Here is a 22,059-nt window from a genome sequence, read left to right on the forward strand (position 1 = left end):
CTTTCCTGCCGGATTGCGCTTCTCCGCCGGGGCTCGTGTTCGGGGCGTGGCCTGTGGGTGTGGCGGGCCTTATCCAGGCGGCGTGGGTGGCGTCGTCCTGGGCGACCAGCCATCCGTCGCCGAACGGGGCGATCGCCGAGGCGGCCCGCACCGGCGAGCCGTCGTCGAAGGCCAGTGCCGAGGTCTCTTCGATCTCCAGCCGCACGCCCTCGATTCTCGCACTCCGTCAGCGCAACTTGGCGCCGTAGACGTGCTCGACCTTCAGCGCCATCAGGACCCGGCGGTCGTTGACCATCACCTGCCGGTATTCGGCCCAGTCCGGGTGCTCGCCGGCCGCGGCACGGTAATAGTCGACGAGTGCCTGCACCTCGGGGCCGTCCGGATCGTCGCCCGGGCCGATCAGCGTCACCGAGCCCTCGGCGGTCGCCCACGCCCAGCCGTCCGGGCTCGTCACCTCGAACGCGGCCCGCGGGTCACGGCGCAGGTTGGCGGTCTTCGCCCGGTTCGCGGTGATCGACACGTAAATGGTCTCGGCGGCCCGGTCATACCACGGTGTCACCGGGGAGAGCTGCGGGATCCCGTTGGCCTTGATCGTGGCCAGGACACCGATTCTGCTGTCCGCAATCAATTGACGAGGGTCGAACGAAGCATCGGTCATATCTCTGCCAATCCCGGTCCCGTGCGCGGTATTCCGGGTCCGGTCAGGAATACCGCGCAGGGGCCCGGCCGACAGAGGTATCGCCGTGGACGGTCCCCCGAACCCTTCGGCCATCGTCGTCCGGGACATGTGTGGATGCGGCCGTCCCGCTGATGCCATCAGGGAACCGACAGATCAACATCAGCGTTCCCTTCCGGCGGCCCGTTGGATCAGGCCGCCATCCGCAGAAGGGCGATGAAGAGGACGGCGCCGGATGCCAGGGCGAGCAGCACGCGGGGTGTGCGGAGGCCTCGCCACCAGGGCAGGGCCCACAGCAGTGCCCACAGTCCGAGGAACCCGAGCACGTGGGCCCGGATCAAGCCCCAGGTGAGTTCCTCACAGCCGTTCACGGCGCGGACATCGTCGCAGATGGCCGGGGCGTCGCTGCCGGAACCGAGGATCACGATGCCCCAGAAGATCACCAGGGCGGGCGCGGCGAACAGTGTCACCACCGGCACGAAGATGTAAGTCAGCACGTCCGGCCGGCGGTCCGTCAGCCAGTGTCGGAAACCTCGACCCGACATCCCGGACTCATCGTCGTCGGTGTCGACACCATCGGTCGTCAGATCGATGTCTACGTCGGCGCCGGCCGCGCGAGCCGTGTCGGTTGTCGCCGCACCATCGTCGACAGCGTCCACCGCGTCGGTTGTCGCCGCACCGTCGCCGGCAGCGTCCACCGCGTCGGTCCCGGCCGCATCGGCCCACCCGCCTCCGGCCGCGCGGGCCAGTGCGTCGGCGCTGAAGGCACCTGGCTCGGAATTCGCTGCCGCCGCTGCGGCAAGGTCGGCAGCGAGTGCCGCGGCGTCGGCGGCTTCGGCAGCGGCATCGGCGGCTTGCGTGGCGGCATCGGCGGCTTGGGAAGCTGCCGCGGCGGCATCGGCTGCCGCATTGGCAGCGAAGACGGCGGCCGCTGCAGCGGTCGCGGCGGCATCGGCAACAGCAACGGCACTGCCGTCAGCAACGTTGACCGCGTCAACATGGACGCTCGAATCCGCGGCGACGGGTGAATCAACGTTGACGGGCGAATCCGCGCCGACGGGCGAATCAACGTTGACGGGCGAATCCGCGCCGACGGGCGAATCAACGTTGACGGGCGAATCCGCACCGACGGGCGAATCAACGTTGACGGGCGAATCAACGTTGACGTCTGTATTCGCGGCGCCGCTGGAATCAATATTGACGTCCGAATCAACATTGACTGCGTCAATCTGACCACCAGGGTCAACATTGACGCTGGGCTCGGCTGTGACGTCGGCATCAACATGGCCGCCGGGGTCGACAACCGCATCGGGATGGCCGTCGACGTGGTCGCTTTGGACCGGAGCAGTTGCAGCGACATCAGCCCCGACCGACACAGAGCCGTCGCCCTCCGCTGCAAAACCGCGGTCCGCCAGCGACTCAGACGTCAGGACGGTCTGTTCATCGGTCGTCGTGACCTCGGGCTTCGCAGATGCGGAGTCGCCTCCTGCCGTTACCGACTCCGGCTTTGCGGGACCAGAGTCGACGCTCACCGCAACCGGCCCGGTTGTCGCGGGAGCGGAGCCGCCACCCTTTGCTACCGGCTCAGTCTTGCCGGAAACGGAACCGCCACCGTTCGCTACCGGGCTGGGCTTCTCGGGGGCGGAGTCGTCACTGGCCGGCTTCGGATCGGGCCGCGTGGTGGCCGGATCGTCGACCGCCGCCAGGAGGGCGTCGTCGGCGGTTTCGGGGGCGGTGCTGCGTTCGGACATGACGCGTGATCTTAGACAGCTGCCGCGCTTTGCGAATACCCGCCGATCGGCAGGTGGAATGCGTTGCGGCAGCGTGCGAGGATTCCCGGATGCACGGGGATGAGCAGGGTATGCGGGTTACGGCGTCGGTGTTCGGGCGGACGATGTGGGTGATCGCGGGCGCGGTCCCGTTCTGGTACATGGCGCATGGGGCCGAGGTCGCCTGGATGGAGAATCTGACCGACGACGGCACCGGCACGGTTTATGCGACGGCTGGGCTGTGGGCGATCTTCTTGGTGCTGTTCCTCGGGGCGATGCTGTGGCGGTTCCCGCGGGCGCGGACGGCGGCGGTCGCCGGCTGGGCGCTGAGCCTGCTGCCGGCCGCGGGTCTGGCGGTCTGGGCGTACAGCCTCGCGGTCCCCTACTGACTCCGGCAGGCGTCCGGTTGATATCGGAAGGTGAAGCCTTTCGCCCGAAGGCGCGCTGAGCTGATCGGGACGGTCGGGGTGGCGATCTCGGCTCGGTAGGTCAGGGCGGGGAGTCCGGCTTCGGCGGCGATTCGGGTGAAGAACTCACGGTTCGTCGGGGGCACGATGGTGTCGGGGACGGCGTTCCACGCGCCGGTCAGGTTGTGGGTGACCACGTGGTCGAGGGCGGCGGCCGCGTCCCGGTAGTCGATTCGGTAGATCAGGGCGTCGCCGTCGAATGGGACACTGCCGCCGAGCATCTCGTGGGCCAGTTTCACGCGGGCCGGATAGTCGATGTCGCGCGGGTGGCCGTACACATCGGGAATGCGCACGACCGCTCCCCGCGTGGTGGCCAGGACCGCCGCCTCGGCCGCGATGAAGTTGCGCGGTGACGCGTCGGGGTCGTCGGTGCGGGGCGAGTCCTCGGTGACCGGGGTGCTGTCGCCTCGACCGTAGACGGAGATCGAGCTGGTGAAGACCACTCTCGGGTGGACGGTGACGGCGGTCGCCGCGGTCGCGGTGAGGGTGTCGGCGTACTCGGCGACGCGTGTCTGCGCGTCGAAGGCCCGGAAGATCCGCGGGCTGACGGTGAGCACCACCGCGTCGGCGCCGTCGGTGGCCCGGGCCAGGGCGTCGCGGTCGGAGCCACGGAGCACGGCCACCTCAGCGGAGACGGCGGCGATCTCGTCGACGCGGCCGGGCGTGGTCGTGGTGCCGGTGACGTGATGCCCGGCGGTGGTCCAGCGGGCGGCGAGTTCCAGACCGACGTTGCCGCAGCCGACGATCACGTACCGCATCCGCACCTCCGCTTGGGAAACTCGGCAACGGGTCGCCCACATGAGCACCATGTCAGGGAAACGCCGTTTCCATTGAATCTAACAGTTTTCTTCGTTGATCGACCTGGTTACCGTGACGACTCCTATGCGCAAGATCGTCATCACCTTCGCCGCCGCCCTCACCGTCGCCGCCTGCACAAAAGCGGCCGAACCGCCGTCGCAGCCCTATCCGGACACCGTCACCGACGTCTCGGTTCCCGAGTTCAAGCTGCTCAACGACGCCCTTCAGATCGACTTCGACCGCCGGCAGGGCGAGACACGGCCGTACTCGCTGGTTCCCACCGAGCGCCCGCCCGGCCTGCTCCGGATGACGCCGGGTGGGACCGACTCCACAGACGGCGCCTCCGTGACCAGTTACGCGTTCGGCGAGCGGCGCGTGCAGGCTCTCGTCGAACTCTCCCCGAAACCGACCGACACGTGCGAGCTGATCAAGGACGGTCAGCTCACCCCCGAGTCGCGGTGCGTCCGCGACGACAAGGTCGGCTCGACATACGTGACGGTCTACTTCACCGAGGCGGTGAGCAGCGCCGACGAGGCGGCCGCCTTCTGGGCGAAGACGCCGATGGCACCGATCGACGAGGTGGGCTGGTTCACCGATCTGCTGACCCGCGCCAAGGCGGCGACGACGGCCTGACGACACCCCGCACGCCCGTGGGAGCGAGACCAAAATTCTTAAGGGAGCCTTAAGTCTGCTCGGGCGGGGAAACCGCTTTCACCCTGGATCCGTGCCTAAGGAGAGAAAGCCGCCCCTCCTAGCGAAAGGCACATGATGGCTGATTCCCGGCGTATCAGAGGCAGAGCTATCGGAGCGGCGGTGATCGCTCTCGGACTGGGTGCGGCAGTCGTCTTCACGAACTTCGCGTCGGCGGCGGTGCCCGAGGCCAGCGGCGAGCAGGTGGTGACCGAGACGATCGAGGTCACCGGGGTCTTCGACGGTGAGAACAAGCGGTTCATCGGCGGTGGCGCGCTGGGTGACGGCGGGCAGGACGAGGGACAGGACGCGCTGTTCGAGCTGGCCGACGGCGCGACGTTGCGCAACGTGATCCTGGGCAGCCCGGCCGCTGACGGGGTGCACTGTTCCGGCAGTTGCACGCTGTCCGGGGTGCACTGGGAGGACGTCGGTGAGGACGCGGCGACGTTCCGGGGCACGAACGCGACCGTGGTGATCGAGGGCGGCAGCGCGGCGAAGGCCGACGACAAGGTGTTCCAGGACAATCGGGGCGCGGGTGGTTCGGTGACGATCCGCGACTTCGAGGTGTCCGACTTCGGCAAGCTCTACCGGTCGTGTGGCAACTGCTCGACGCAGGCGGCGCGGACCGTACGGCTGGAGAACATCACCGCGACCGCGCCGGGTGACGTGCTCGCCGGCATCAATTCGAACCTCGGCGACCGGCTGACGATCGACGGGGTGACCCTGGTCGGCGACGACATCGAGCTGTGTGACCGGTTCGAGGGCAACGACACCGGTGACGAGCCGACCAAGATCGGTTCCGGCCCGGACGGCACGAGCTGCATCGCGAGCAACGTGACCGGTCCGTGAGACTCCCGCCGGGGTGGACGGTCCCCCAGTTACCTCCCGGCTGCCCCGGCGGGCCCCACGGTTGATCACATACCCCAGTTGACAGATAGGATTTGAAGGTTAAGGCTGAGGGCATGCCCTCACATGACCTCGTCCCCCTCGACCTGACCGCCGATGTGGTGGTCGTCGGCGGCGGGCCCGCCGGGACCTGGGCCGCGCTGACCGCCGCCGAGTCCGGCGCCGACGTGCTCCTGCTCGACAAGGGATACTGCGGCACCAGCGGTCCGACCGCCTCCGGCGGCACCGGCGTCTGGTACACCCGGCCCGACCCGGCCGAGCGGGAGAAGGCGATGGCCGGCCGCGAGGCGCTCGGCGGGTTCCTGCAGGATCGGCGCTGGATGGCCCGGGTGCTGGACCAGACGTACGAGAACATGAACCGTCTCGAAGCCGAAGCCCGCTACCCGTTCCCGATCGTCGACGGCGAACCGTACAAGCGTGGCGTGCAGGGCCCCGAGTACATGCGTCGGATGCGCTCCTGGATCAAGCGGGCCGGCGTGCGGATCCTCGACCACAGCCCGGCGACCGAACTGCTCGTCGACGGTTCCGGCACGGTCGCCGGGGTGCGCGGGCACCGCCGTCAACACGGCACCGACTACCGGGTGCGCGCCAGGGCGGTGGTGCTGGCGACCGGCGGGTGCGCGTTCCTCAGCAAGGCGCTCGGCTGTGACGTGTCGACCGGGGACGGCGCACTGTTCGCCGCCGAGGCGGGTGCCGAGATGTCCGGGATGGAGTTCTCCAACGCGTACGGCATCGCGCCCGCGTTCACCAGCGTGACCAAGACGGCGTACTACGGGTTCGCGACGTTCTTCCACAGCGACGGCACCCCGCTCGACGGCGCCGGCAGTCAGGGCGGCCGGTCGGTGATCGCGCGTGAGCTGCTGCGCACCGGGATCGTGCTGTGCCAGATCGACCAGGCCACCCCGGAGCAGCAGGAGCAGATGCGGCTCGGGCAGCCGAACTTCTTCCTCCCGTTCAATCGGCTCGGCATCGACCCGTTCACCGACAGGTTCCCGGTCACGCTGCTGCTCGAAGGCACGGTCCGCGGCACCGGCGGGATCCGGATCACCGGCGACGACTGCGCCACCACGGTTCCCGGGTTGTACGCGGCGGGTGACGCCGCCACCCGGGAGTTGATCTGTGGCGCGTTCACCGGTGGCGGCAGCCACAACTCGGCGTGGGCGATGTCGTCCGGGACGTTCGCCGGGCGCGGGGCGGCGGCGTTCGCCACGTCGCTCGGGGCTTCGGCGGTGCGGCGGAAGCTGATCGGGGTCGGCGGCGCCGGGATCCGGCCGGACGAGGGCGGTCGGGCGGTCGGGCGGGACGATGCCCTCGACGTGATCCGGCGGCAGGTGCATCCCTACGACAAGAACTACCTGCGTAACGGCTCGCGGCTGCGGCCGGCGCTGGCACATCTCGACGCGGTGTGGGAGGGGTTCCGCGGCGGGGCGATCGCGCATGGCGGCGAACTTCCGGGGCTTCGGCAGGCGGCGGCGATGGTCGCGCATGCGCGGTGGATGTACACGAGTGCTCTGGCCCGTACCGAAAGTCGCGGTATGGCCCGTCGTGAGGAATATCCGGACCTGGACCCGAACCAGCACCACCGCATCGCCGTCGGCGGTCTGGATCGGATCTGGACCCGGCCGGAAGCCGTCACCGGCCGTGAGCCGGCGGCCGCCTGATGATCGAAATCGTCTCCGCGTCGCGCTGTGTCACCTGCGACGTCTGCATCGCGGTCTGCCCGACCAACGTCTTCGAGCTCGGCCCCGGCGGGATTCCGGTGATCGCCCGCCAGGGTGACTGCCAGACCTGCTTCATGTGCGAGGCGCACTGCCCGGCCGACGCGCTGTTCGTGGCGCCGTTCACCCATCCGGCGCCCGCCGATTCGCCGCTGCGTGACGAGGCGCACCTCGCCGCGTCCGGGCTGTTGGGCAGCTATCGGCGGGAGATCGGCTGGGGCCGCGGTCGCAAACCGGGCGCCCGCCTGGCGGTCGGTCCGGAACTCGGCCGCGCCCGCATCACCTCAGCCGCCCTCCCCTGACGTCCGCCGTTCGGGTCTCAACCGCGGCATCGGGGTTCAGCGCGGCGGGTCGGCGGCGGGTTTGCGGTTCCAACGCAACGGCCCCGGGTGTACGGACCACCAGAACCGCCGCCACCAGGAGCGACGCTCGCGCAGCGCCGCAGCATAGGCGACCACCTGCGCTCCGGCGACCTGTGCCTGCCCCGCGTCGGCGGCCTCCGGCGCGAACCCGGCCGTGTTGACCGCATCCACCAGCCCGTCCAGTCCGGGCAGCGGCGGCTCGTCGACTTCGGGTTGATCGGGGACGGCGCGGCGCAACAGCCCGGTCCGCTGCACCGGCCGGGGTACGACCGCCGCGTGCCGTACCGCCTCGGTCGCCGACAGATGCGCCGGGACCGGTCGGCCCGCCAGCCGCAACGCGTCGGTGAACTCCAGCCATGCCCCCGCGATCCGCTGCCCGGGACTCCCGCCGGTCAGCCGGCGTTTGCGCTGGGAACTGCGCATCCCGACCACGGCACCGGCCGCCCCGAAGATCAGCAGCAGCACTCCCCCGGACGTCCCGGACGCGACCAGCACCGCCGACGGACCAGCAGCTGTGGGCGGCGCGGCGATCTCCGGCCCGGCCGAGGCCGAGTCGGTGGCGGTGGGCGGCGGCGGTTCCGACTGGGACGGCGGTGGGCTCGGAGTGGGCGGGGTGAAATCCTCCTCGACCGGGCGTACCTCATCGGTCTTCGGCATCGGGTCGAACGCCACCCAGCCCAGCCCGTCGAAGTAGACCTCGGGCCAGGCGAGTGCGTCCCCGGCGGTGACCGCGCCACCGGCGGCCGGTGCGGTGAACCCGACGACGACCCGGCTGGGCAGGCCGGTCATGCGGGCCAGCACCGCGTACGCCGCGGCGAACTGCTCCGACGTGCCCTTCTGCCCGCCGATGTCGCGCCGGCCGAACAGGAAGTGCCGCAGGTTGGGGAACGCGTGCCCGCTCGGGGCGTCGGCGACGTGCTGGTAGTGCTCGGCCAGGAACGTCTCGATCGCGACGGCCTTGTCGTACGGCGCACCGTTGCCCTCGGCCAGATAGTCGGCCAGTTTCTGCACCTGCTCGGGTGCTCCGGCGCTGATGGTCAGGTAGCGGGAGACCGCGTCGCCGGACGGCACGTCGGCGATCGGGAGCTGGTTGAGGTCCGGATTCTGCACCTCGGAGATCGCCGTGTAGTGCAGGCCTTCGGTGAGCCCTTCGGGGCTGATCAGGGTGCCGCTGGCCGGGTCGTAGGCGACCCGCGCGCCGGTGATCCGGGTCGGTGTCGGCACTGCCGGCAGCAGTCGGCCGGTCAGCCCGGTGATGGTGATCTGCTGCCGGGTCTCGGTGACCGCGGTTCCGCCGGGAACGTCGGGTGAGGGCAGCACCCGGCCGGCGTTGCGGTAGACGCCGCCGACCTTCCAGGTGACGCCGTCGTAGTCGGAGAGGACGGCGAGTCGCAGTCGCACATCGGGCCCGGCGGTGCTGCTTCCTGGACCGAGTTTTCCGGTCGCGCTGCTTCCTGGACCGGGTTTTCCGGCCGTGCTCTTCCCCGGCCGGCTTTCCGGTCGCGCTCTTTCCCGGCGTGGGTGCCGACGCGGAGGGCGCCGGGGCGGGAGTCGCCGTGGCGTCACCGGGGAGGAACTCGAGCAGTGGCTGTGCCGGGTCGAGGGCCCAACCGGAGATCCGGTTCAACGGGCTCTCGTCCAGGCTGTCCACGCGGGGCGGCTGCACGTACCGCCGGGGGTCGACAGGGGTGGCGGTGACGTGATCGCCGACCCAGGGTCCGGCCGCGGCGATGACGCCGAGCAGCACCGCCAGTCCGGCGACCGCCCCGCCGATCGCACGCACCCGGACGGCCGCGGGCGTGCCCGAATCGGTTCCGGAAGCCGCGGCGAGAGCCGTCACCACCAGCCCGGCGAGGGCGAGCGTGAATCCGGTGGCCGCCGAGGCGTTCGGGCCGACCACGTAGAGCGCGGCCGCGTACACCGCGACCGGTGGCACGCAGCCGAGCAGCACCCGCCCGCTGCGTACCGCGACCTCGGTGGCGGCGAGCCCGGCGATCCAGATCGCGGCGACCGCGACGACCACGGTGTCCGGCGCGGTCTCGACCGGGATCATCGCGGTGAGCAGGCGTGGGATGCCGTTTCCGAGCGCGTCCCGGGCCGCCTCGGCGGTCAGCCCGGCCGCTCCGGAGGCCAGGTGCAGGGCGAGCGCCAGATAGCCGCCGAGCAGAACGGTGGAGATCGGCGCGACCGCCCACGACGGCAGCCGCCGCATCGCGACCCCGGCGCCGACCGACCCGACCGCGGCCCCGGCCGCCAGCCGGAACATCAGATCATCGGCGAAGATCCGCCCCAGCACCGCTCCGGCCAGCACCAGCATGCCGACGAGGGCCAACGGAACGACGGCCCGGCGCACGATTCCCGCTAGCCGCACGACCCACCTCCGGCGCCGGACCGCGTCTCCGTCCGCGCATCCCAGGCAGCCGCCCGGATCACCGTCCGCGCATCCCCGATGCCCGCCCGGGTCACCATCCGCGCATCCCTGATGCCGACGCGGGTCACCATCCGCGCATCCCGTCCCAGGCGGCGGCGAACTCGGCGCCGTCGGCGGCCTCGATCACCAGCAGGCGGTCGGTGGCGGCGGCGGGCGACGAGTCACGGTCGCCGAGGATCCCGGCGAGCGCGATGGGGTACACCCCCCGCAGCCCACTGACAGCGCCGAGATCCGCACGCCCACCCGGCCCGGTGAGGAAGATCAGCGTGTCCCCGATCTTCTGCGCCCGCAGCCGGCGAAGAGTGGCCGCGAGATCCCCGTCGCCGAGCGAGGCCTCGGTCAGCACATCCAGATGCGGCCCGGTGGCGCCGCCCCCGACGAGATGCAGGCTGACCGGCAGATCCTCCCGGACAGCGGCCACCACGATCGAAGCCGCGGCCTCACAGGCGTCCTCGAAACTGTCCCCCTGATGCGCCGAGGCCCGGTCGTCGAGCAGCACCACGATCGTCGGCTCGGCGGTGTCGAGCTGCTCCCGGACCATCAGCTCACCCACTTTGGCGCTACTGCGCCAGTGCACCCGCCGCAACTCGTCCCCGGGCACATACTCACGCAGGGTGTCGAACGTGATCGACCCGTGCGGCACCTTGTCGACGCTCCCATCCAGGCTCCGGGTGAGCCCGGCCGGAACCGCACGCAGCGGATGCACCTTCGGATAGACCCGCACCACGATCGTCTCGCCATAGCCCCGGGCCAGGGTGATCAGCCCGAGCGGGTCACGTCGGGTGACATGCAGCGGCCCGATCGGCACGAGCCCGCGCCGATGGGTGGGCACCGGATAGGTCTCGACGGTGTCGTGCCCGGCCCGAAACCGCAGCAGCGGCACCTCGACCGACGTGCTCCCGCAGCGATCGGTGGCGATCAGGGTGGCGGCCCGCATCCGGCTGGTGTTGCTGATGGTCAGCGTGACGTCAGCCGGCTCGCCACGGGCGACCCGATCCGGATCGGCCACCCGGGTCACGCCGAGCCGGGGCCGCCAGAACGCGAACACCACCGCCGCCACCACGGCGAGCGCAGCGGACGCCCCGAGCAGCGCCAGATCCGGATATCCGTAGCGAAAACCGACCCCGAGCAGTGCGAACGCCGCGACGATCAGGCCGACGCCACGGGCCGTGACCCGGGAACGGGAAACACCGCTGCGACGGGCCGTAACCCGGGAGCCGGGTACGCCGCTGAGACGGGCCGTAACCCGGAAACGGGCCGTGACCCGGGAGCGGGCGGCGGAGTTACGGCGGCGCAACGGATCAGGCCGGAACGTGCTGGTCGGGCAGCGGGACGGGAACCGAACGCAGCGCGTCGGCGAGCACCTCGGCCGGGGTCACCCCACGGAGCTGGGCGTCGGCGGAGAGCAGCACCCGGTGGGCGAAGACCGGCTCGACCAGGTCCTTGAAGTCCTCCGGGAGGACGTAGCCACGGCCGTTGATCAGCGCGTAGGCGGAGGCGGCCCGGGTCAGGGCGATCACACCACGGGGGCTGACGCCGACGCGGACCTGTGGGTGGTTTCGGGTGGCGGCGGCCAGGCGTACGGCGTACGCGTAGAGGGTGTCGGCGATGTGCACCGCCGCGACCATCCGGGTCATCTCGCCGATCATGTTGGTGTCGGTGACCGGTTCGAGGCCGTCCGGTGACCGGACCGCCGCGCCGCGCAGCACCTCGATCTCGACCTCCTCGGACGGGTAGCCGACGGAGAGTTTGACCAGGAACCGGTCGAGCTGTGCCTCGGGCAGCCGGTAGGTGCCGTCCATCTCGACCGGGTTCTGGGTGGCGACGACCAGGAACGGCTGCGGCACCGGATGCGGCACGCCGTCGACGGTGACCCGGCGTTCCTCCATCACCTCCAGCAGCGCGGACTGGGTCTTCGGCGACGCCCGGTTGATCTCGTCGGCGATCACCAGGTTGGCGAAGACCGGCCCGGGATGGAACTCGAACCCGCGGTTGGCCTGGTTGAAGACGGTCACGCCGGACACGTCGGAGGGCAGCAGGTCGGGCGTGAACTGGATGCGTCGCCACTGCCCGCGGATGGACGCGGCCATCGCCCGGGCCAGGGTGGTCTTGCCGACGCCGGGGACGTCCTCGAGCAGCACGTGACCCTGGGCGAACATCGCGGTGAGCGCCAGCCGGACCACCTCGGGCTTGCCGAGCACGACGGTGCCGATGCGGGTGGCCAGCTCGTTCGCGACGTCGGCGAAGCCCTGGATGTGGGCGGGGGTCAGCACGTCGACAGGTCTCCCAGGTCGTCCCCGCCGTCGAGGTTCAGCCACGCCCACGGGATGTAGGTCTTGCCCTTGTAGTCCACCTGGATCCACCACGTGCTTCGTTTGTCGTCGTTGTAGACGAACGCGTAGACCTCTTCACCGGCCTTCTTGCAGTACGTCTTGAGTTTCGTGCCGTTCTCGACCCAGCCCGCCTGCTGGTCGTCGTCCTGCCTGGTGACCTTGAAGATCTCGTTGCCGTTGCGGCCGTCGACGTCTTTGTCGCAGTACGTCTTCTGGTCGCCGGTCTTGCCGTTGATGCAGGTGGCGGTGCCGTAGAGGGCGTCGGTGGTCTTGGCCATGCCCTTGGCCTGGTTGCCCGCGGCGTTCTTGGCGGTGACCGTGAACGTGTAGCTGGTGCTCGGTTTGAGACCGCTGGCGCTCAGTGAGGAGCAGCTGCCGGTGGAGCCCTTGCCGCCGCCGGTCACGGTGAGCGTGCAGGTGGTCGTACCACCGCCGTTGTTCACCGAGAACGTCACCTTCGCCGTGTTGTAGGTCGGGTCCACCCCGGTGACGGTCACCGTGGGAGCCGCCACGGTACGCGCCGACGCGGTCGCCGCCGGCCCGGGCCCGGCCTCGTTGACCGCGGTCACCTCGACCTGCACGTTGGTGCCGTTGCCCAGCTCGGTGAGGGTGGTCGAGGTGGCGGTGACCTCGGTCTCCTTACCGCCGGCCTTGACCACGTACTTGGTGATCGGCCGCCCGTTGTCGGCCGGCGCGGTCCACGTCACCGACACGGCCCCGGCCTGCCCGGCGACGGTGGCGGCGGCCAGGTTCTCCGGAGCGCCCGGAGCGGCGAACGGCACGACGCTGTTGCTGACCGCGGACGCCTTGGACCCGGCGCCGATGTCGTTGATCGCGACGACGGTGAACGCGTACGACTTGCCGAACTCGACCTGGCCGGCGGCCACGGTCAGTTCGGTGCCGGTCGCCTCACCGATCGGGGCGGTGCCGCCCTCGGTCACGGCCGTCACCGCGTACCGCACGATGTCGTGGCCCTGCCCGTTCGCGGCCGGCCAGGTGACCGCGACCGTGCCGTCCGGCTTGGCCTCGGCCACCGGGGCGCCCGGTGCGTCCGGCACCTCGGCCGTCGGCATGACCTCGTTGCTGCTGCGGCCCGGCCCGTCACCCTTGCGGTTGACCGCGTGCACCCCGAACTTGTATTTCTGGCCGTTGATCAGCTGGTCCACCACCAGCGACCGCTGATCGGCGCCGACCTGGAAGGTGCGGCCCGCGCCGGCCACCACGTACTTGCTGATCGCGGCGCCGTTGTCCGGCGCGGCCTGCCAGGAGACCCGGACCTCGGCGTTACCGGCCGCGGCCCGCACGCTACGCGGGGCGCCGGGCTTCGCGGCCTGCGGCTTCTTCGGCTTCTCCTGCTTCGGCGGGGCGGGCGGCGCCTTCACCGGCGGCGGGTCACCACCGAGGACGTTGTCGTCGTACTTGTCGACGCTGTGGACCTCGTGGTTGTCGTCGACGACCCGGGCCGTCGAGGAGCCGGGCGCGTTGATGAACAGCCGGTTCTCCCGGACCTCCAGCTCCAGGTCACCGCCGGGCCGGTCGATGTCGATCGGCGCCTGCTGCTTACCGGTGCTGTCGAAGACGTGCACCGTGCCGTCGTTCTCCGGCACATACAGATAACCCTGGTAGGTGACCGCCGGCCGCAGCTCGCCACCCGAATCCGGGATGGTGACGTCACGCACACCGGCCGGCGTGACGGTGAAGACCCGCCGCTCGTCCGGCAGGGTGATCGCGATCATGTCGTCCTCGGAGCGCGGCGGCAGCTCACCGGGCGAGTTCAGCGGCAGCGTGGTCGGCTGGCCGGCACCCTTCTCATCCACCCGGACCAGCGCGTTCGTGGTCCGGTCGAGGACGGCGATGCCCTGGTCCAGGGCGGTGACGGCCAGGTCGTGGCTGGGTGCGGCGACCGGATCGGTACGCACCCGGGTGGCTCCCGCCTCACCCGAGGCGATCGACGTCACGGTGCCCTCGCTCGGCACGGCCACCCACAGCCGGCCGGAGCCGTCGAAGACGCCGCCGCTGATGCCCGGCGGGAACTGCAGCGGCTCGCCCACCGGCTGCACGCTCGACGGGTCGACCTGCTGCACCTTGCCCTGCACCGCGTCGATGACGAACGCGTCGTCGCCGTGCAGTGCCACGCTCACGCCGATGCCCGGCTGGGACTGCTGATTCCAGTAGACCTGCAGGTCGGTGAGGTCCATCGAGGCGATCGCACCGGTGTTGACGTCGCGGAGCAGCACGAACCGGTCGCTCTGGCTGACCTGCACCTGGTGACGCAGCCCGTCGGGCACGTTGGCGCGGGTGTCGATGCGGGCGCTCACCCCGTTGACCCGGGCCAGCTCGCCGGCCCCCTTACTCCACACCCACGACGCGGCGTCGAAGCTGGCCAGCGCGTCATCGGCGGCGCCGAGCCCGCGCACGGTGAGCCCGAGACCGGCCACCAGGACGGCGACAGTGGCCATCGTGACCAGTCGGCCCCGGCTGAACATCCGGCTTCCACGCCCCGGTGTGGTGGCGTCAGTGCTGGTCACTGCGGCTGCCCTCCCCGTGTCGCCGCCTGAACGACGTGGGCCACCTTAGCGAAACGACGGTCCGCGTCGATACCCGTGTCCCGCGCCTGTGGACAACTCAGCCCCGTTCGGTGCACACCTGAGTCGAACTGGCGTACAGATCCGAGGTATAGACGGCGACCACTGCGAAGCAGTACTGGAGCTTCGGATTCAGGCCGTCGACACTGGTCTTCGTCTTGCCCAGGCCGACCTGCGCGACCGGCTTGAGCTGCTGACCCTCCCGAGCCATCGTGATCATGAACGGCGCCTTCCCGCCGCTCGGATCCCGCCAGCTGACATCGATCGACGCACCCCGATCGGTCAGTTTGACCCTGGTCGGCGGCGCACCGCCGAGCTGCGGCCCGGCCGAGGCGGTGGCCACCGGTGTGACCGGCCCCTCCTCCTTCTTCCCCTCGCGGTTCATCAGCACGACCACGAGGGCACCCACCGCGACCAGCGCGACCAGCGTCGCGACAACGGTCAAACCAACAGCAAAAGCCCTCTTGCGGTACGCCCCATCCGCCCCGGATTCGACCTGAGGTGTCGTCGGCCACTCGGTGCTCTGCGGGAGCACGTGCTGCGGTGGCGGGTATCCGCCCTGGTAGGCGACCTGCGGGTTATCCACAGAACCGTATCCGCCCTGGTGAACGGGTTGCGGCCCGCGCTGCTGAACCGGCAGCGGAGCCTGCTGAACCGGATACGGGGCCTGCTGAACCGGCACTGGAGCCTGCTGAACCGGCAGCGGGGCCTGCTGAACCGGCTGCGGAGGCTGCTGAACCGGTCGCCGCTGCTCCGGGACCGCGGGGGCGGCATCCCACGGATTCCCGGAACGCCCGTCGGGCCGGGTGACCGGGAGCACGTCGGTGGGCCGCTCCAGCGCCGCCCGGGCATCCACCTCCCCGGTCCGGGGCTGCGGCACCGGCGGCACGTCGACGGCCGGGTTCAGAACCGCCGCCACGTTGTTCACCGGGGGTGTGTTGCTCACCGGCGGCACTGGGAGCACGTCGTTCACCGGAGGCGCGGGCGTCAGGTCGGCGACCGGCGTCACGGTCGGCGGCGGGGGCGCGGGGCTGGGGACCGGCGCCGGCTGGGTGGGCGGGGCGTCCGGCCGTACCGTCGCGCCTGAAGGATCCTCTCCCAGGTAGGACCGTGCCTGGACCACGAACCGGTGGCCCTCGCCGAGGGCCGCAGGCCCGTTGGCCGCCACCCGGCCGAACGCCTTGCGGGCCTCGTGCCGGTTGCCCAACTCCTGAGCGACGACACCGAGGTCGTGGGAGATGTGCAGCATGAGCGGATCACTGTCACCGAGCCGCCACTGCCCGGCCGCGTAGGCGTCCTCGAGCATGCGCCGGGCCGCCATCGGATCATCCGACTGCAGGAACACCCCGGCCAACTCCCGCTGAGCGGTCAGAACGTCCGGATCGTCCTCCCCGAGGTTCTCCCGCCCCAACTCCACCGCCCGCTCCAGCAGAACCTGAGCCGACCCGAGATCACCGGAGGAGATCAGGGCACGCGCACGTTCGATGGCAGGGGTGAGAGGCGACCGAGACACGCCCGCCATGCTGCCCGTTTCCCCCGCCCGGCGCCACACCCCGCCCGACGACCGGCCCCCGCTTCGACCCTGCGTCGGGGCCGTATATAGTTCTGTCCGTGCCGCTGAGCAGGCAGCCAAAACCCAGGTGAAAGCCAGGGAGACGGCCCCGCTAAGCTGTACGGAGCAGGTCCGGGTGGCGGAATGGCAGACGCGCTAGCTTGAGGTGCTAGTGCCCTTTATCGGGCGTGGGGGTTCAAGTCCCCCCTCGGACACAGGTAAGCCCCAGTAGGTATTCGCTTAAAGCGATTCCTACCGGGGTTTTTTGCTGTTCAGCAACGCCGGCTCGGGTGCGGACCCGGCCGCCGGTCTCGTCGACGCGCTTTGGAGACGCGACGATGTCGTGTGGGGCCAGCCGGGCTGATCGAGGTGGGTCAGCGGCGGTACCACGTACGGATCGGGGTGGTTCTGTTGTTTCCGGCCTTGTCGTAGACGCGGATCTGGACCTTCATCGTCTTCTTCTGGCGGCGGGTGTCGACTGTCAGCCGGTACGGGAACTTCGTCGCGGTGGCCACGACCTTGCCGTTCACCAGCAGCTCGGCGCGGGGCACCACGCTGAAATCGTCGTCGGGTTACAGCGTCACCGTCACTTTGCCGTGTACGCGGGCCTTGTTTCTTCGGCGCGGTCAGCTTCCTGATCGTGGGCGCCTTCGTGTCGACGAAGATGTGGCGCTCGACGCTGGTGGCGTTCCCGGCCCTGTCAACGACGGTCCACAGGTACCAGGACGCCTGCCTGGTGGTGACCGGGAAGCTGTACGGCGCGGTGGTGTCCCGACCCCGGAACCTGCCGTCGACGGACAACTCGACGTAGGCCACCCCGTTGATCAACAGCGGGGAAAGCATGGTTGCCGATCGAAGTGAGCGGCGGCAGGCTCGACTAGAGGGTGATGGCGATGGCGATCATCGGGTTGCGTTTGACGCCGAAGGTCTTGGCGAACCAGTTGCCCACTCGTGAGGTGATGTAGCGGCGGGCCAGCAGTTCGCGGGCCCGTTCGGTGCCGGCCTCGTCGAGCAGGCGGGCGGTGCCGGGGACCGGCTGGGCGTCTGGTGCGACCCGGCCCCGGATGTCGCAGACCGTCACCTGGACCTGCGGGTTGTTGCGGATCCGCTTGACCTTCCAGGCGTCCGCTTCCGAGACGATCAGCAGGGTGTCCTGGTCGATGATGTGCCAGACCGGAGTCGAGACCGCGGTGCCGTCCTTGCGGTACGTGGTCAGGCTGACCTGTTTGCTCGCCGCGATCTCGCTGCTCACGCTCATCGTGCCGCCGCCCTTCGTCGTCACTTCGCCGATGCTCGGATCATCGTCACCCCCGCCGAAGCCGAGCCGGACGCCGGGGTGACCGACGAGGGCGCCGGGCAGGCGGGCGACCGCGACGCGGGAGGAAGGAGAACCGGCGGGCCCGCCGGAGACATCGACGATCAACAGATCGTGCACAATCGATGACCGTGTCGTACAACGGGTTCATCTCGTACAGTCACGCGGCGGACGGGCGGCTCGCACCGGCCGTCCAACGAGGGCTTCACCACCTGGCCAAACCGTGGAACCGCCGCCGGGCGTTGTGGATCTTCCGGGATCAGACCGGCCTGTCGGTGACCCCCGCACTGTGGTCGTCCATTCAGCGTGCGATCGACAGTTCCGACTATTTCGTGCTGATGGCCTCGCCGGAGGCGGCACAGTCGCCGTGGGTGAACCGGGAGATCGAACACTGGGTGGCGACCAAGTCGGCGGACCGGATCCTGCCGGTGGTCACCGACGGTGAATGGAAGTGGGACCGCCGGACCCGCGACTTCGACGAGTCGTCGACTGCCGTACCACCTGCCCTGCGGGGTGTCTTTGATGAGGAACCGCTGCACCTGGACCTGCGCTGGGCGCGTGACGACCGGCATCCGAGTTTGCGGCACTCCCGGTTCCGGGACGCGATCGCCCAGCTCGCGGCCCCGATGCACGGGGTGACCAAGGACGATCTGGAGGGTGAGGATGTCCGGCAGCACCGGCGGGCCGGGCGGCTGCGGTGGGCGGCGGTGACGTCGCTGGCGCTGCTCGCGCTGCTGGCTTCGGGAGCCGGTCTGTTCGCGTTCCGCAACGCGGCGGAGGCCAACGCGTCGGCGATGGAGGCGGTCCGCCAGCAGCAGGAGGCGACCGTGCAGCGCGGGAGCGCGGCCAAGTTCGCCGACGAGGCGAAGCGGCAGCAGGAGATGGCCGAACGGCAGGAGGCCCGGGCGCGGGACGCGGCCGACGAGGCGCAGAAGCAGCTGACCCGGGCGGACAGCGCCGCGGCCCGGGCGGTCGAACAGCAGCGGCTCGCCGAGCGGCAGAACGCGCTGGCCCGGGAGTCGGCGCGGGAGATGCGCCGCCAGCAGGAACGGGCCGAGGAGCAGGCCCGGATCGCCCGGCAACAGCAGCGGCTGGCCACCGCGGCCGGCGCTGACGCCCGGCGGCAGCAGGAGATCGCCGCCGAGCAGGAACGGCTCGCCAAGGCGGCCGGTGCGGAGGCCCGCCGGCAGGAGAAGATCGCCGCCGAGCAGGAGAAACTCGCCACCGAGGCGGCCGCCGAAGCGCGTCGGCAGGAGAAGATCGCCCGTGAGCAGCAGGCCCGGGCCGAGGCCGCGAAGGCCGACGCCGAACGGGAGAAGGGCAACGCCGAACGCGAGAAGGCCAACGCAGAACGGGAGAAGGCGAACGCCGAGCAGCAGCAACGGATCGCCATCAGCCGCCGGTTGATCAACGAGGCGAAGGCCACCCTGCAGGACGAGCCGCAGACGGCGCTGCGCCGGGGCATCGCCGCGCAGCAGATCTACCCGGAGGCGGAGACCCGGCGGGCGGTGGCCAACCTGATCGCGTCGACCCGGTACGCCGGCGACATCGCCGGGGTGGCCTCGGCCGTCCACGGACCGGGCAGCCTGCTGATCACCCTCAGCGACGCGGGCGTGGTGTCACTCTGGGACACCACCGACCGGGCCGACTCGACACTGCTCGCCACCATCGGCGCCGCCGGACCGCTCAACAACGTCATGTCACTCGGCCCGGACGGGACGGTGCTGGCCCTGGCCCGCGACGGCGTCGCCGAACTCTGGGACATCAGCGTCCCGGCCCGCCCGTCGCGGATCGCCGCGCTGCCCGAGGACCGGTATTTCCACTCGGTGGCACTCAGCCCGGACGGGCGCATCCTGGTCACCGGAGACCGCACCGGCTCCGACGGCTACGCCACCCTCTGGGACATCTCGGTCCGCACCAGCCCGCGGCAGCTGTCCACCCTGACCGGCAGTGTCTCGTCGGGTGACGACTTCGTGTTCAGCGCCGACGGCCGGACCCTGGTGGACAGCGTCAACGGCACCCACATCTGGGACATCAGCACCCCGGCCCGGCCGATCGCGCGGGCGACCATCCCGACCGGCACCGCCGTCTCCGTCTTCGCCCTGGCGTTCAGCCCGTCGCAGCCGCTGCTGGCGATCGGCAACAGCCTCGGTGACCTGGACCTCTACGACCTGACCAACACCGCCAAGCCGGTACGGACCGCGCAGCTGGAGTACGACCCGACCACCCTGATGCTGTCGCTGACGTTCAGTGCCGACGGTTACCTGCTCGCCTCCGGTGACAGCGACGGGCGGGCCATTCTCTGGCAGATGGGCGCCTATCCGCGGCAGATCGCCGACATGACCGGCACCGGCGGGATCGATTCGCTGACCTTCAGCGGCGACGCCCGGACCGTGGTCACCGTCGACAGCGCGGACACCGCGGTGCTGTGGAACACCACCGAGTTCGCCGCCCCGCACAAGCTCTCCGAGTCGCAGGCGCACGACGACATGCTGCTGGCCATGTCGTACGGCGCCGACGGCAAGTCGGTGACCACGGTCGGGGCCGACGGTGTCGCGGTGTTCTGGGACGTGACCGACCGGCAGCGGCCCACCCGGCGGCACACTCTCGAGGTTCCCGGGCTCGGCGGCTGGGGTCCGGCGGCGATCAGCCCGGCCGGGACGGTGATCGCCGGCTCCGGCGCCGAGGACGACGTGGTGGTCCTGACCGATGTGAGCGACCCGGCGAACCCGACGGCGGTGGCCGGCATCCGGACCGCGATCTCGTCGCCCGGTTCACTCTCGTTCAGCCCGGACGGGCGTACCTTCACCATCGGCGGGTCCGGCAAGCTCGAAATCTGGGACGTGGCCGGTGGCACCGCCACCCGGATCACCACGCTGACGTTCACCCTGTCCTCGGTCGGGGACGTGGCGTTCAGCCCGGACGGCCGGACGATGGCCGTCACCGCCATCTCCACGGTCAGCCTGTGGGACATCAGCGACCGGGCCGCGCCCCGGCAGCTGTCGGTCCTCAACGGGCACGGCAGCACCGTGCTCGCGGTCCGGTTCAGCCCGGACGGCAAGACCGTGATGACCGGCAGCTACGACCACACGGCGATGCTCTGGGACGTCACCGACCCGGCCGCGCCACGCCGGCTGACCACGCTCACCGGGCACGAGTACAAGGTCAGCGCGGTCGCGTTCAGTCAGGACGGGAAGACGGTGGCGACCGCCGAGGACGGCTCGTGGGCGATCCTGTGGGACGTGTCGCAGCCGGCCAAACCGGTGCAGCTGGCCCGGATGAAACTCGACCAGTACCACAGCCCGGTCGACATGCGGTTCAGCGGCGACGGGAACACCCTCGCCGTGGGCACCGACTACGGCTGGGACGGGCGGCTCACCCTCTGGGATCTCGGTGATCTCCACTCGTTGCGGACCGATCCGGCCGCGTTCGGCTGCACCATCACCAGCCGCGGCCTCACCCCGCAGGAGTGGGCACGCGAGATCCCGGAGCTGCCCTACCAGCTCACCTGCGCCCGCTGACCATTGACCCGGCACCCGGCGACGTCCAGGATGAGGTCGATCCTCATCGATACGTGACGTCGCCGGGCAGGGAGAGTCATCATGGCCAACGAGGGACAGCCGACAGTCGGTCCGGGCGCCGGCGGAGAAGCGGTGAGCCAGGCCCAACGCGCGCTGCGGCGGACCCCGGACACCACACTCGCGGTGGACGGGAAGTTCGGCCCCAAGACCGAGGCCGCGACCAAGGCCTTCCAGACCGCGGCCGGGCTGCCGGCCACCGGTGTCGTCGACGCCGCGACCTGGAAGGCACTGCCGGACGGCAACCCGATGCCGACCCTGCGCAACGGCTCCGAGGGCGACGCGGTCCGCAGCCTCCAGCAGGTCCTGACACTCGGCGCGGCCGGCCTGTGGGAGACCACCCCGCAGGGCACCGACGGGCATTTCGGCAAGAACACCGAGGCTGCGGTACGGGCGTTCCAGAGCTGGGCCGGCCTCGAGGCGGACGGGGTCGTCGGCCAGCAGACCTGGACCGCCCCGCCGCTGGCACTGGAGTTCGTGACGGGTCTGCAGCACACGGTTGCCGAGTGATGGGCGAGCACCTGATCGACTTCGAGCGGGCCGAGGCCGTCACCCTGATGATCTATCCCCCGCCGCCGCCGAAGCTCGTCGTGTCCGGCTCGAAGCCGTGGGCGAACATGGAGGTCACGCTGCGGCCGCTGACCTACATCCAGCAGCCGGAGTACTGGGGCATCCAGGTGGTCGGCAGCATGCCCGCGATCGGCCAGCCCGCCATCATGCCGTATGTGGTGGAGCTCGACCTGACCGGACTGATCGGCACCCGCGGCGTCGAGGTGATCGGCGCCGACCACACCGAGCGCATCGACATCCCCACCGGAGGCGACGAGACGGCGGCCTGACCGGCCGCTGTCAGTGCGGTGTTAGAGCGGTGTCAGCGGT

General features: G+C 70.5%; 22 protein-coding genes and 1 tRNA gene. 13 read left to right on the forward strand and 10 right to left on the reverse strand.

The genetic code is table 11. The annotated features are described in order from the left end of the window. The first annotated feature begins 59 nt into the window (after positions 1 to 59). The gene (locus Q0Z83_RS32655; RefSeq protein ID WP_317787079.1) at positions 60 to 248 is read left to right on the forward strand and encodes a hypothetical protein; all 189 of its coding nucleotides are present in this window, start codon (positions 60 to 62) and stop codon (positions 246 to 248) included. Here Q0Z83_RS32655 and Q0Z83_RS32660 read toward each other — a convergent pair. Together Q0Z83_RS32660 and Q0Z83_RS32665 are read right to left on the reverse strand one after the other, a co-directional pair. Further along, positions 227 to 658 (reverse strand): PPOX class F420-dependent oxidoreductase, encoded by a 432-nt coding sequence (locus Q0Z83_RS32660; RefSeq protein ID WP_317787080.1) that lies wholly within the window; start codon positions 656 to 658, stop codon positions 227 to 229. The genes Q0Z83_RS32655 and Q0Z83_RS32660 overlap by 22 nt on opposite strands. Positions 659 to 867: 209 nt before the next feature. Continuing rightward, complete coding sequence (locus Q0Z83_RS32665; protein ID WP_317787081.1) at positions 868 to 2,427, reverse strand: hypothetical protein; 1,560 nt, start codon at positions 2,425 to 2,427, stop codon at positions 868 to 870. 89 nt (positions 2,428 to 2,516) lie between these two features. Here Q0Z83_RS32665 and Q0Z83_RS32670 point away from each other — a divergent pair, with 89 nt between their 5' ends. Continuing rightward, the gene (locus Q0Z83_RS32670) at positions 2,517 to 2,834 is read left to right on the forward strand and encodes a hypothetical protein (RefSeq protein WP_317787082.1); all 318 of its coding nucleotides are present in this window, start codon (positions 2,517 to 2,519) and stop codon (positions 2,832 to 2,834) included. Here Q0Z83_RS32670 and Q0Z83_RS32675 read toward each other — a convergent pair. Then, on the reverse strand, positions 2,828 to 3,670 hold the full coding sequence (locus Q0Z83_RS32675) for an NAD(P)H-binding protein (protein WP_317787083.1): 843 nt from the start codon (positions 3,668 to 3,670) through the stop codon (positions 2,828 to 2,830). The genes Q0Z83_RS32670 and Q0Z83_RS32675 overlap by 7 nt on opposite strands. Before the next feature lie 124 nt (positions 3,671 to 3,794). On the opposite strand from Q0Z83_RS32675, the gene Q0Z83_RS32680 reads away from it, so the two are divergent. The 4 genes from Q0Z83_RS32680 (at position 3,795) to Q0Z83_RS32695 (ending at position 7,326) form a co-directional block, all read left to right on the forward strand. Beyond that, entirely contained in the window at positions 3,795 to 4,343 is a 549-nt protein-coding gene (locus Q0Z83_RS32680; protein ID WP_317787084.1) for a hypothetical protein, read from the forward strand. Positions 4,344 to 4,523: 180 nt separating this feature from the next. After that, on the forward strand, positions 4,524 to 5,249 hold the full coding sequence (locus Q0Z83_RS32685; protein ID WP_317787085.1) for a pectate lyase: 726 nt from the start codon (positions 4,524 to 4,526) through the stop codon (positions 5,247 to 5,249). A 113-nt stretch (positions 5,250 to 5,362) separates the two neighbouring features. Beyond that, positions 5,363 to 6,967 carry an FAD-dependent oxidoreductase gene (locus Q0Z83_RS32690; RefSeq protein WP_317787086.1) on the forward strand — a complete coding sequence of 535 codons (1,605 nt, stop codon included), beginning with the start codon at positions 5,363 to 5,365 and terminating at the stop codon, positions 6,965 to 6,967. Then, positions 6,967 to 7,326 carry a 4Fe-4S dicluster domain-containing protein gene (locus Q0Z83_RS32695; RefSeq protein ID WP_317787087.1) on the forward strand — a complete coding sequence of 120 codons (360 nt, stop codon included), beginning with the start codon at positions 6,967 to 6,969 and terminating at the stop codon, positions 7,324 to 7,326. Before Q0Z83_RS32690 ends, Q0Z83_RS32695 begins: the two co-directional genes overlap by 1 nt. Before the next feature lie 36 nt (positions 7,327 to 7,362). Here the strand turns inward: Q0Z83_RS32695 and Q0Z83_RS32700 are convergent, their stop codons facing one another. After that, entirely contained in the window at positions 7,363 to 8,787 is a 1,425-nt protein-coding gene (locus Q0Z83_RS32700; RefSeq protein WP_317787088.1) for a DUF3488 and transglutaminase-like domain-containing protein, read from the reverse strand. 329 nt (positions 8,788 to 9,116) lie between these two features. Here Q0Z83_RS32700 and Q0Z83_RS32705 point away from each other — a divergent pair, with 329 nt between their 5' ends. After that, positions 9,117 to 9,290: a hypothetical protein gene (locus Q0Z83_RS32705; RefSeq protein WP_317787089.1), complete on the forward strand. Its 174-nt coding sequence runs from the start codon at positions 9,117 to 9,119 to the stop codon at positions 9,288 to 9,290. A 72-nt stretch (positions 9,291 to 9,362) separates the two neighbouring features. Then, positions 9,363 to 9,542 carry a hypothetical protein gene (locus Q0Z83_RS32710; RefSeq protein WP_317787090.1) on the forward strand — a complete coding sequence of 60 codons (180 nt, stop codon included), beginning with the start codon at positions 9,363 to 9,365 and terminating at the stop codon, positions 9,540 to 9,542. A gap of 339 nt (positions 9,543 to 9,881) precedes the next feature. On the opposite strand, the gene Q0Z83_RS32715 is transcribed toward Q0Z83_RS32710, so the two are convergent. The 4 genes from Q0Z83_RS32715 to Q0Z83_RS32730 form a co-directional block, all read right to left on the reverse strand. After that, entirely contained in the window at positions 9,882 to 10,970 is a 1,089-nt protein-coding gene (locus tag Q0Z83_RS32715; RefSeq protein ID WP_317797175.1) for a DUF58 domain-containing protein, read from the reverse strand. A gap of 148 nt (positions 10,971 to 11,118) precedes the next feature. Next, a complete protein-coding gene (locus Q0Z83_RS32720) occupies positions 11,119 to 12,090 on the reverse strand; it encodes an AAA family ATPase (RefSeq protein ID WP_317787091.1) in 972 nt (323 codons plus the stop codon). Beyond that, positions 12,084 to 14,636, reverse strand: coding sequence for a fibronectin type III domain-containing protein (locus Q0Z83_RS32725; RefSeq protein ID WP_317797176.1), 2,553 nt, complete (start codon positions 14,634 to 14,636; stop codon positions 12,084 to 12,086). The genes Q0Z83_RS32720 and Q0Z83_RS32725 overlap by 7 nt, the downstream gene beginning before the upstream one ends. A 139-nt stretch (positions 14,637 to 14,775) precedes the next feature. Continuing rightward, complete coding sequence (locus Q0Z83_RS32730) at positions 14,776 to 16,248, reverse strand: fibronectin type III domain-containing protein (RefSeq protein ID WP_317787092.1); 1,473 nt, start codon at positions 16,246 to 16,248, stop codon at positions 14,776 to 14,778. A gap of 169 nt (positions 16,249 to 16,417) precedes the next feature. On the opposite strand from Q0Z83_RS32730, the gene Q0Z83_RS32735 reads away from it, so the two are divergent. Beyond that, positions 16,418 to 16,502 (forward strand) — tRNA-Leu (locus Q0Z83_RS32735). 159 nt (positions 16,503 to 16,661) lie between these two features. Here the strand turns inward: Q0Z83_RS32735 and Q0Z83_RS32740 are convergent. Beyond that, on the reverse strand, positions 16,662 to 16,841 hold the full coding sequence (locus tag Q0Z83_RS32740) for a hypothetical protein (protein ID WP_317787093.1): 180 nt from the start codon (positions 16,839 to 16,841) through the stop codon (positions 16,662 to 16,664). An 86-nt stretch (positions 16,842 to 16,927) separates the two neighbouring features. Here Q0Z83_RS32740 and Q0Z83_RS32745 point away from each other — a divergent pair, with 86 nt between their 5' ends. Further along, complete coding sequence (locus Q0Z83_RS32745; protein ID WP_317787094.1) at positions 16,928 to 17,098, forward strand: hypothetical protein; 171 nt, start codon at positions 16,928 to 16,930, stop codon at positions 17,096 to 17,098. A gap of 66 nt (positions 17,099 to 17,164) precedes the next feature. On the opposite strand, the gene Q0Z83_RS32750 is transcribed toward Q0Z83_RS32745, so the two are convergent. Next, entirely contained in the window at positions 17,165 to 17,722 is a 558-nt protein-coding gene (locus tag Q0Z83_RS32750; protein ID WP_317787095.1) for a PPOX class F420-dependent oxidoreductase, read from the reverse strand. An 11-nt stretch (positions 17,723 to 17,733) separates the two neighbouring features. Between Q0Z83_RS32750 and Q0Z83_RS32755 the strand changes: the two genes are divergently transcribed. The 3 genes from Q0Z83_RS32755 to Q0Z83_RS32765 all read left to right on the forward strand — a co-directional run bounded on the left by Q0Z83_RS32755 (position 17,734) and on the right by Q0Z83_RS32765 (position 22,019). Further along, positions 17,734 to 21,123: a TIR domain-containing protein gene (locus Q0Z83_RS32755; protein ID WP_317787096.1), complete on the forward strand. Its 3,390-nt coding sequence runs from the start codon at positions 17,734 to 17,736 to the stop codon at positions 21,121 to 21,123. Between the two features lie 81 nt (positions 21,124 to 21,204). Further along, positions 21,205 to 21,690: a peptidoglycan-binding domain-containing protein gene (locus Q0Z83_RS32760; protein ID WP_317787097.1), complete on the forward strand. Its 486-nt coding sequence runs from the start codon at positions 21,205 to 21,207 to the stop codon at positions 21,688 to 21,690. After that, positions 21,690 to 22,019: a hypothetical protein gene (locus Q0Z83_RS32765; RefSeq protein ID WP_317787098.1), complete on the forward strand. Its 330-nt coding sequence runs from the start codon at positions 21,690 to 21,692 to the stop codon at positions 22,017 to 22,019. Before Q0Z83_RS32760 ends, Q0Z83_RS32765 begins: the two co-directional genes overlap by 1 nt. Positions 22,020 to 22,059: the final 40 nt, after the last annotated feature.

The organism is Actinoplanes sichuanensis, from assembly GCF_033097365.1.
Classification (GTDB): domain Bacteria; phylum Actinomycetota; class Actinomycetes; order Mycobacteriales; family Micromonosporaceae; genus Actinoplanes; species Actinoplanes sichuanensis.

Excerpts from the sequence above, each read along its gene's own strand:
- Q0Z83_RS32660 (WP_317787080.1), bottom strand. The coding sequence starts at position 658 with ATGACCGATGCTTCGTTCGACCCTCGTCAATTGATTGCGGACAGCAGA.
- Q0Z83_RS32665 (WP_317787081.1), bottom strand. The coding sequence starts at position 2,427 with ATGTCCGAACGCAGCACCGCCCCCGAAACCGCCGACGACGCCCTCCTG.
- Q0Z83_RS32670 (WP_317787082.1), top strand. The coding sequence starts at position 2,517 with ATGCACGGGGATGAGCAGGGTATGCGGGTTACGGCGTCGGTGTTCGGG.
- Q0Z83_RS32675 (WP_317787083.1), bottom strand. The coding sequence starts at position 3,670 with ATGCGGTACGTGATCGTCGGCTGCGGCAACGTCGGTCTGGAACTCGCC.
- Q0Z83_RS32680 (WP_317787084.1), top strand. The coding sequence starts at position 3,795 with ATGCGCAAGATCGTCATCACCTTCGCCGCCGCCCTCACCGTCGCCGCC.
- Q0Z83_RS32690 (WP_317787086.1), top strand. The coding sequence starts at position 5,363 with ATGCCCTCACATGACCTCGTCCCCCTCGACCTGACCGCCGATGTGGTG.
- Q0Z83_RS32695 (WP_317787087.1), top strand. The coding sequence starts at position 6,967 with ATGATCGAAATCGTCTCCGCGTCGCGCTGTGTCACCTGCGACGTCTGC.
- Q0Z83_RS32705 (WP_317787089.1), top strand. The coding sequence starts at position 9,117 with ATGACGCCGAGCAGCACCGCCAGTCCGGCGACCGCCCCGCCGATCGCA.
- Q0Z83_RS32725 (WP_317797176.1), bottom strand. The coding sequence starts at position 14,636 with ATGTTCAGCCGGGGCCGACTGGTCACGATGGCCACTGTCGCCGTCCTG.
- Q0Z83_RS32760 (WP_317787097.1), top strand. The coding sequence starts at position 21,205 with ATGGCCAACGAGGGACAGCCGACAGTCGGTCCGGGCGCCGGCGGAGAA.
- Q0Z83_RS32765 (WP_317787098.1), top strand. The coding sequence starts at position 21,690 with ATGGGCGAGCACCTGATCGACTTCGAGCGGGCCGAGGCCGTCACCCTG.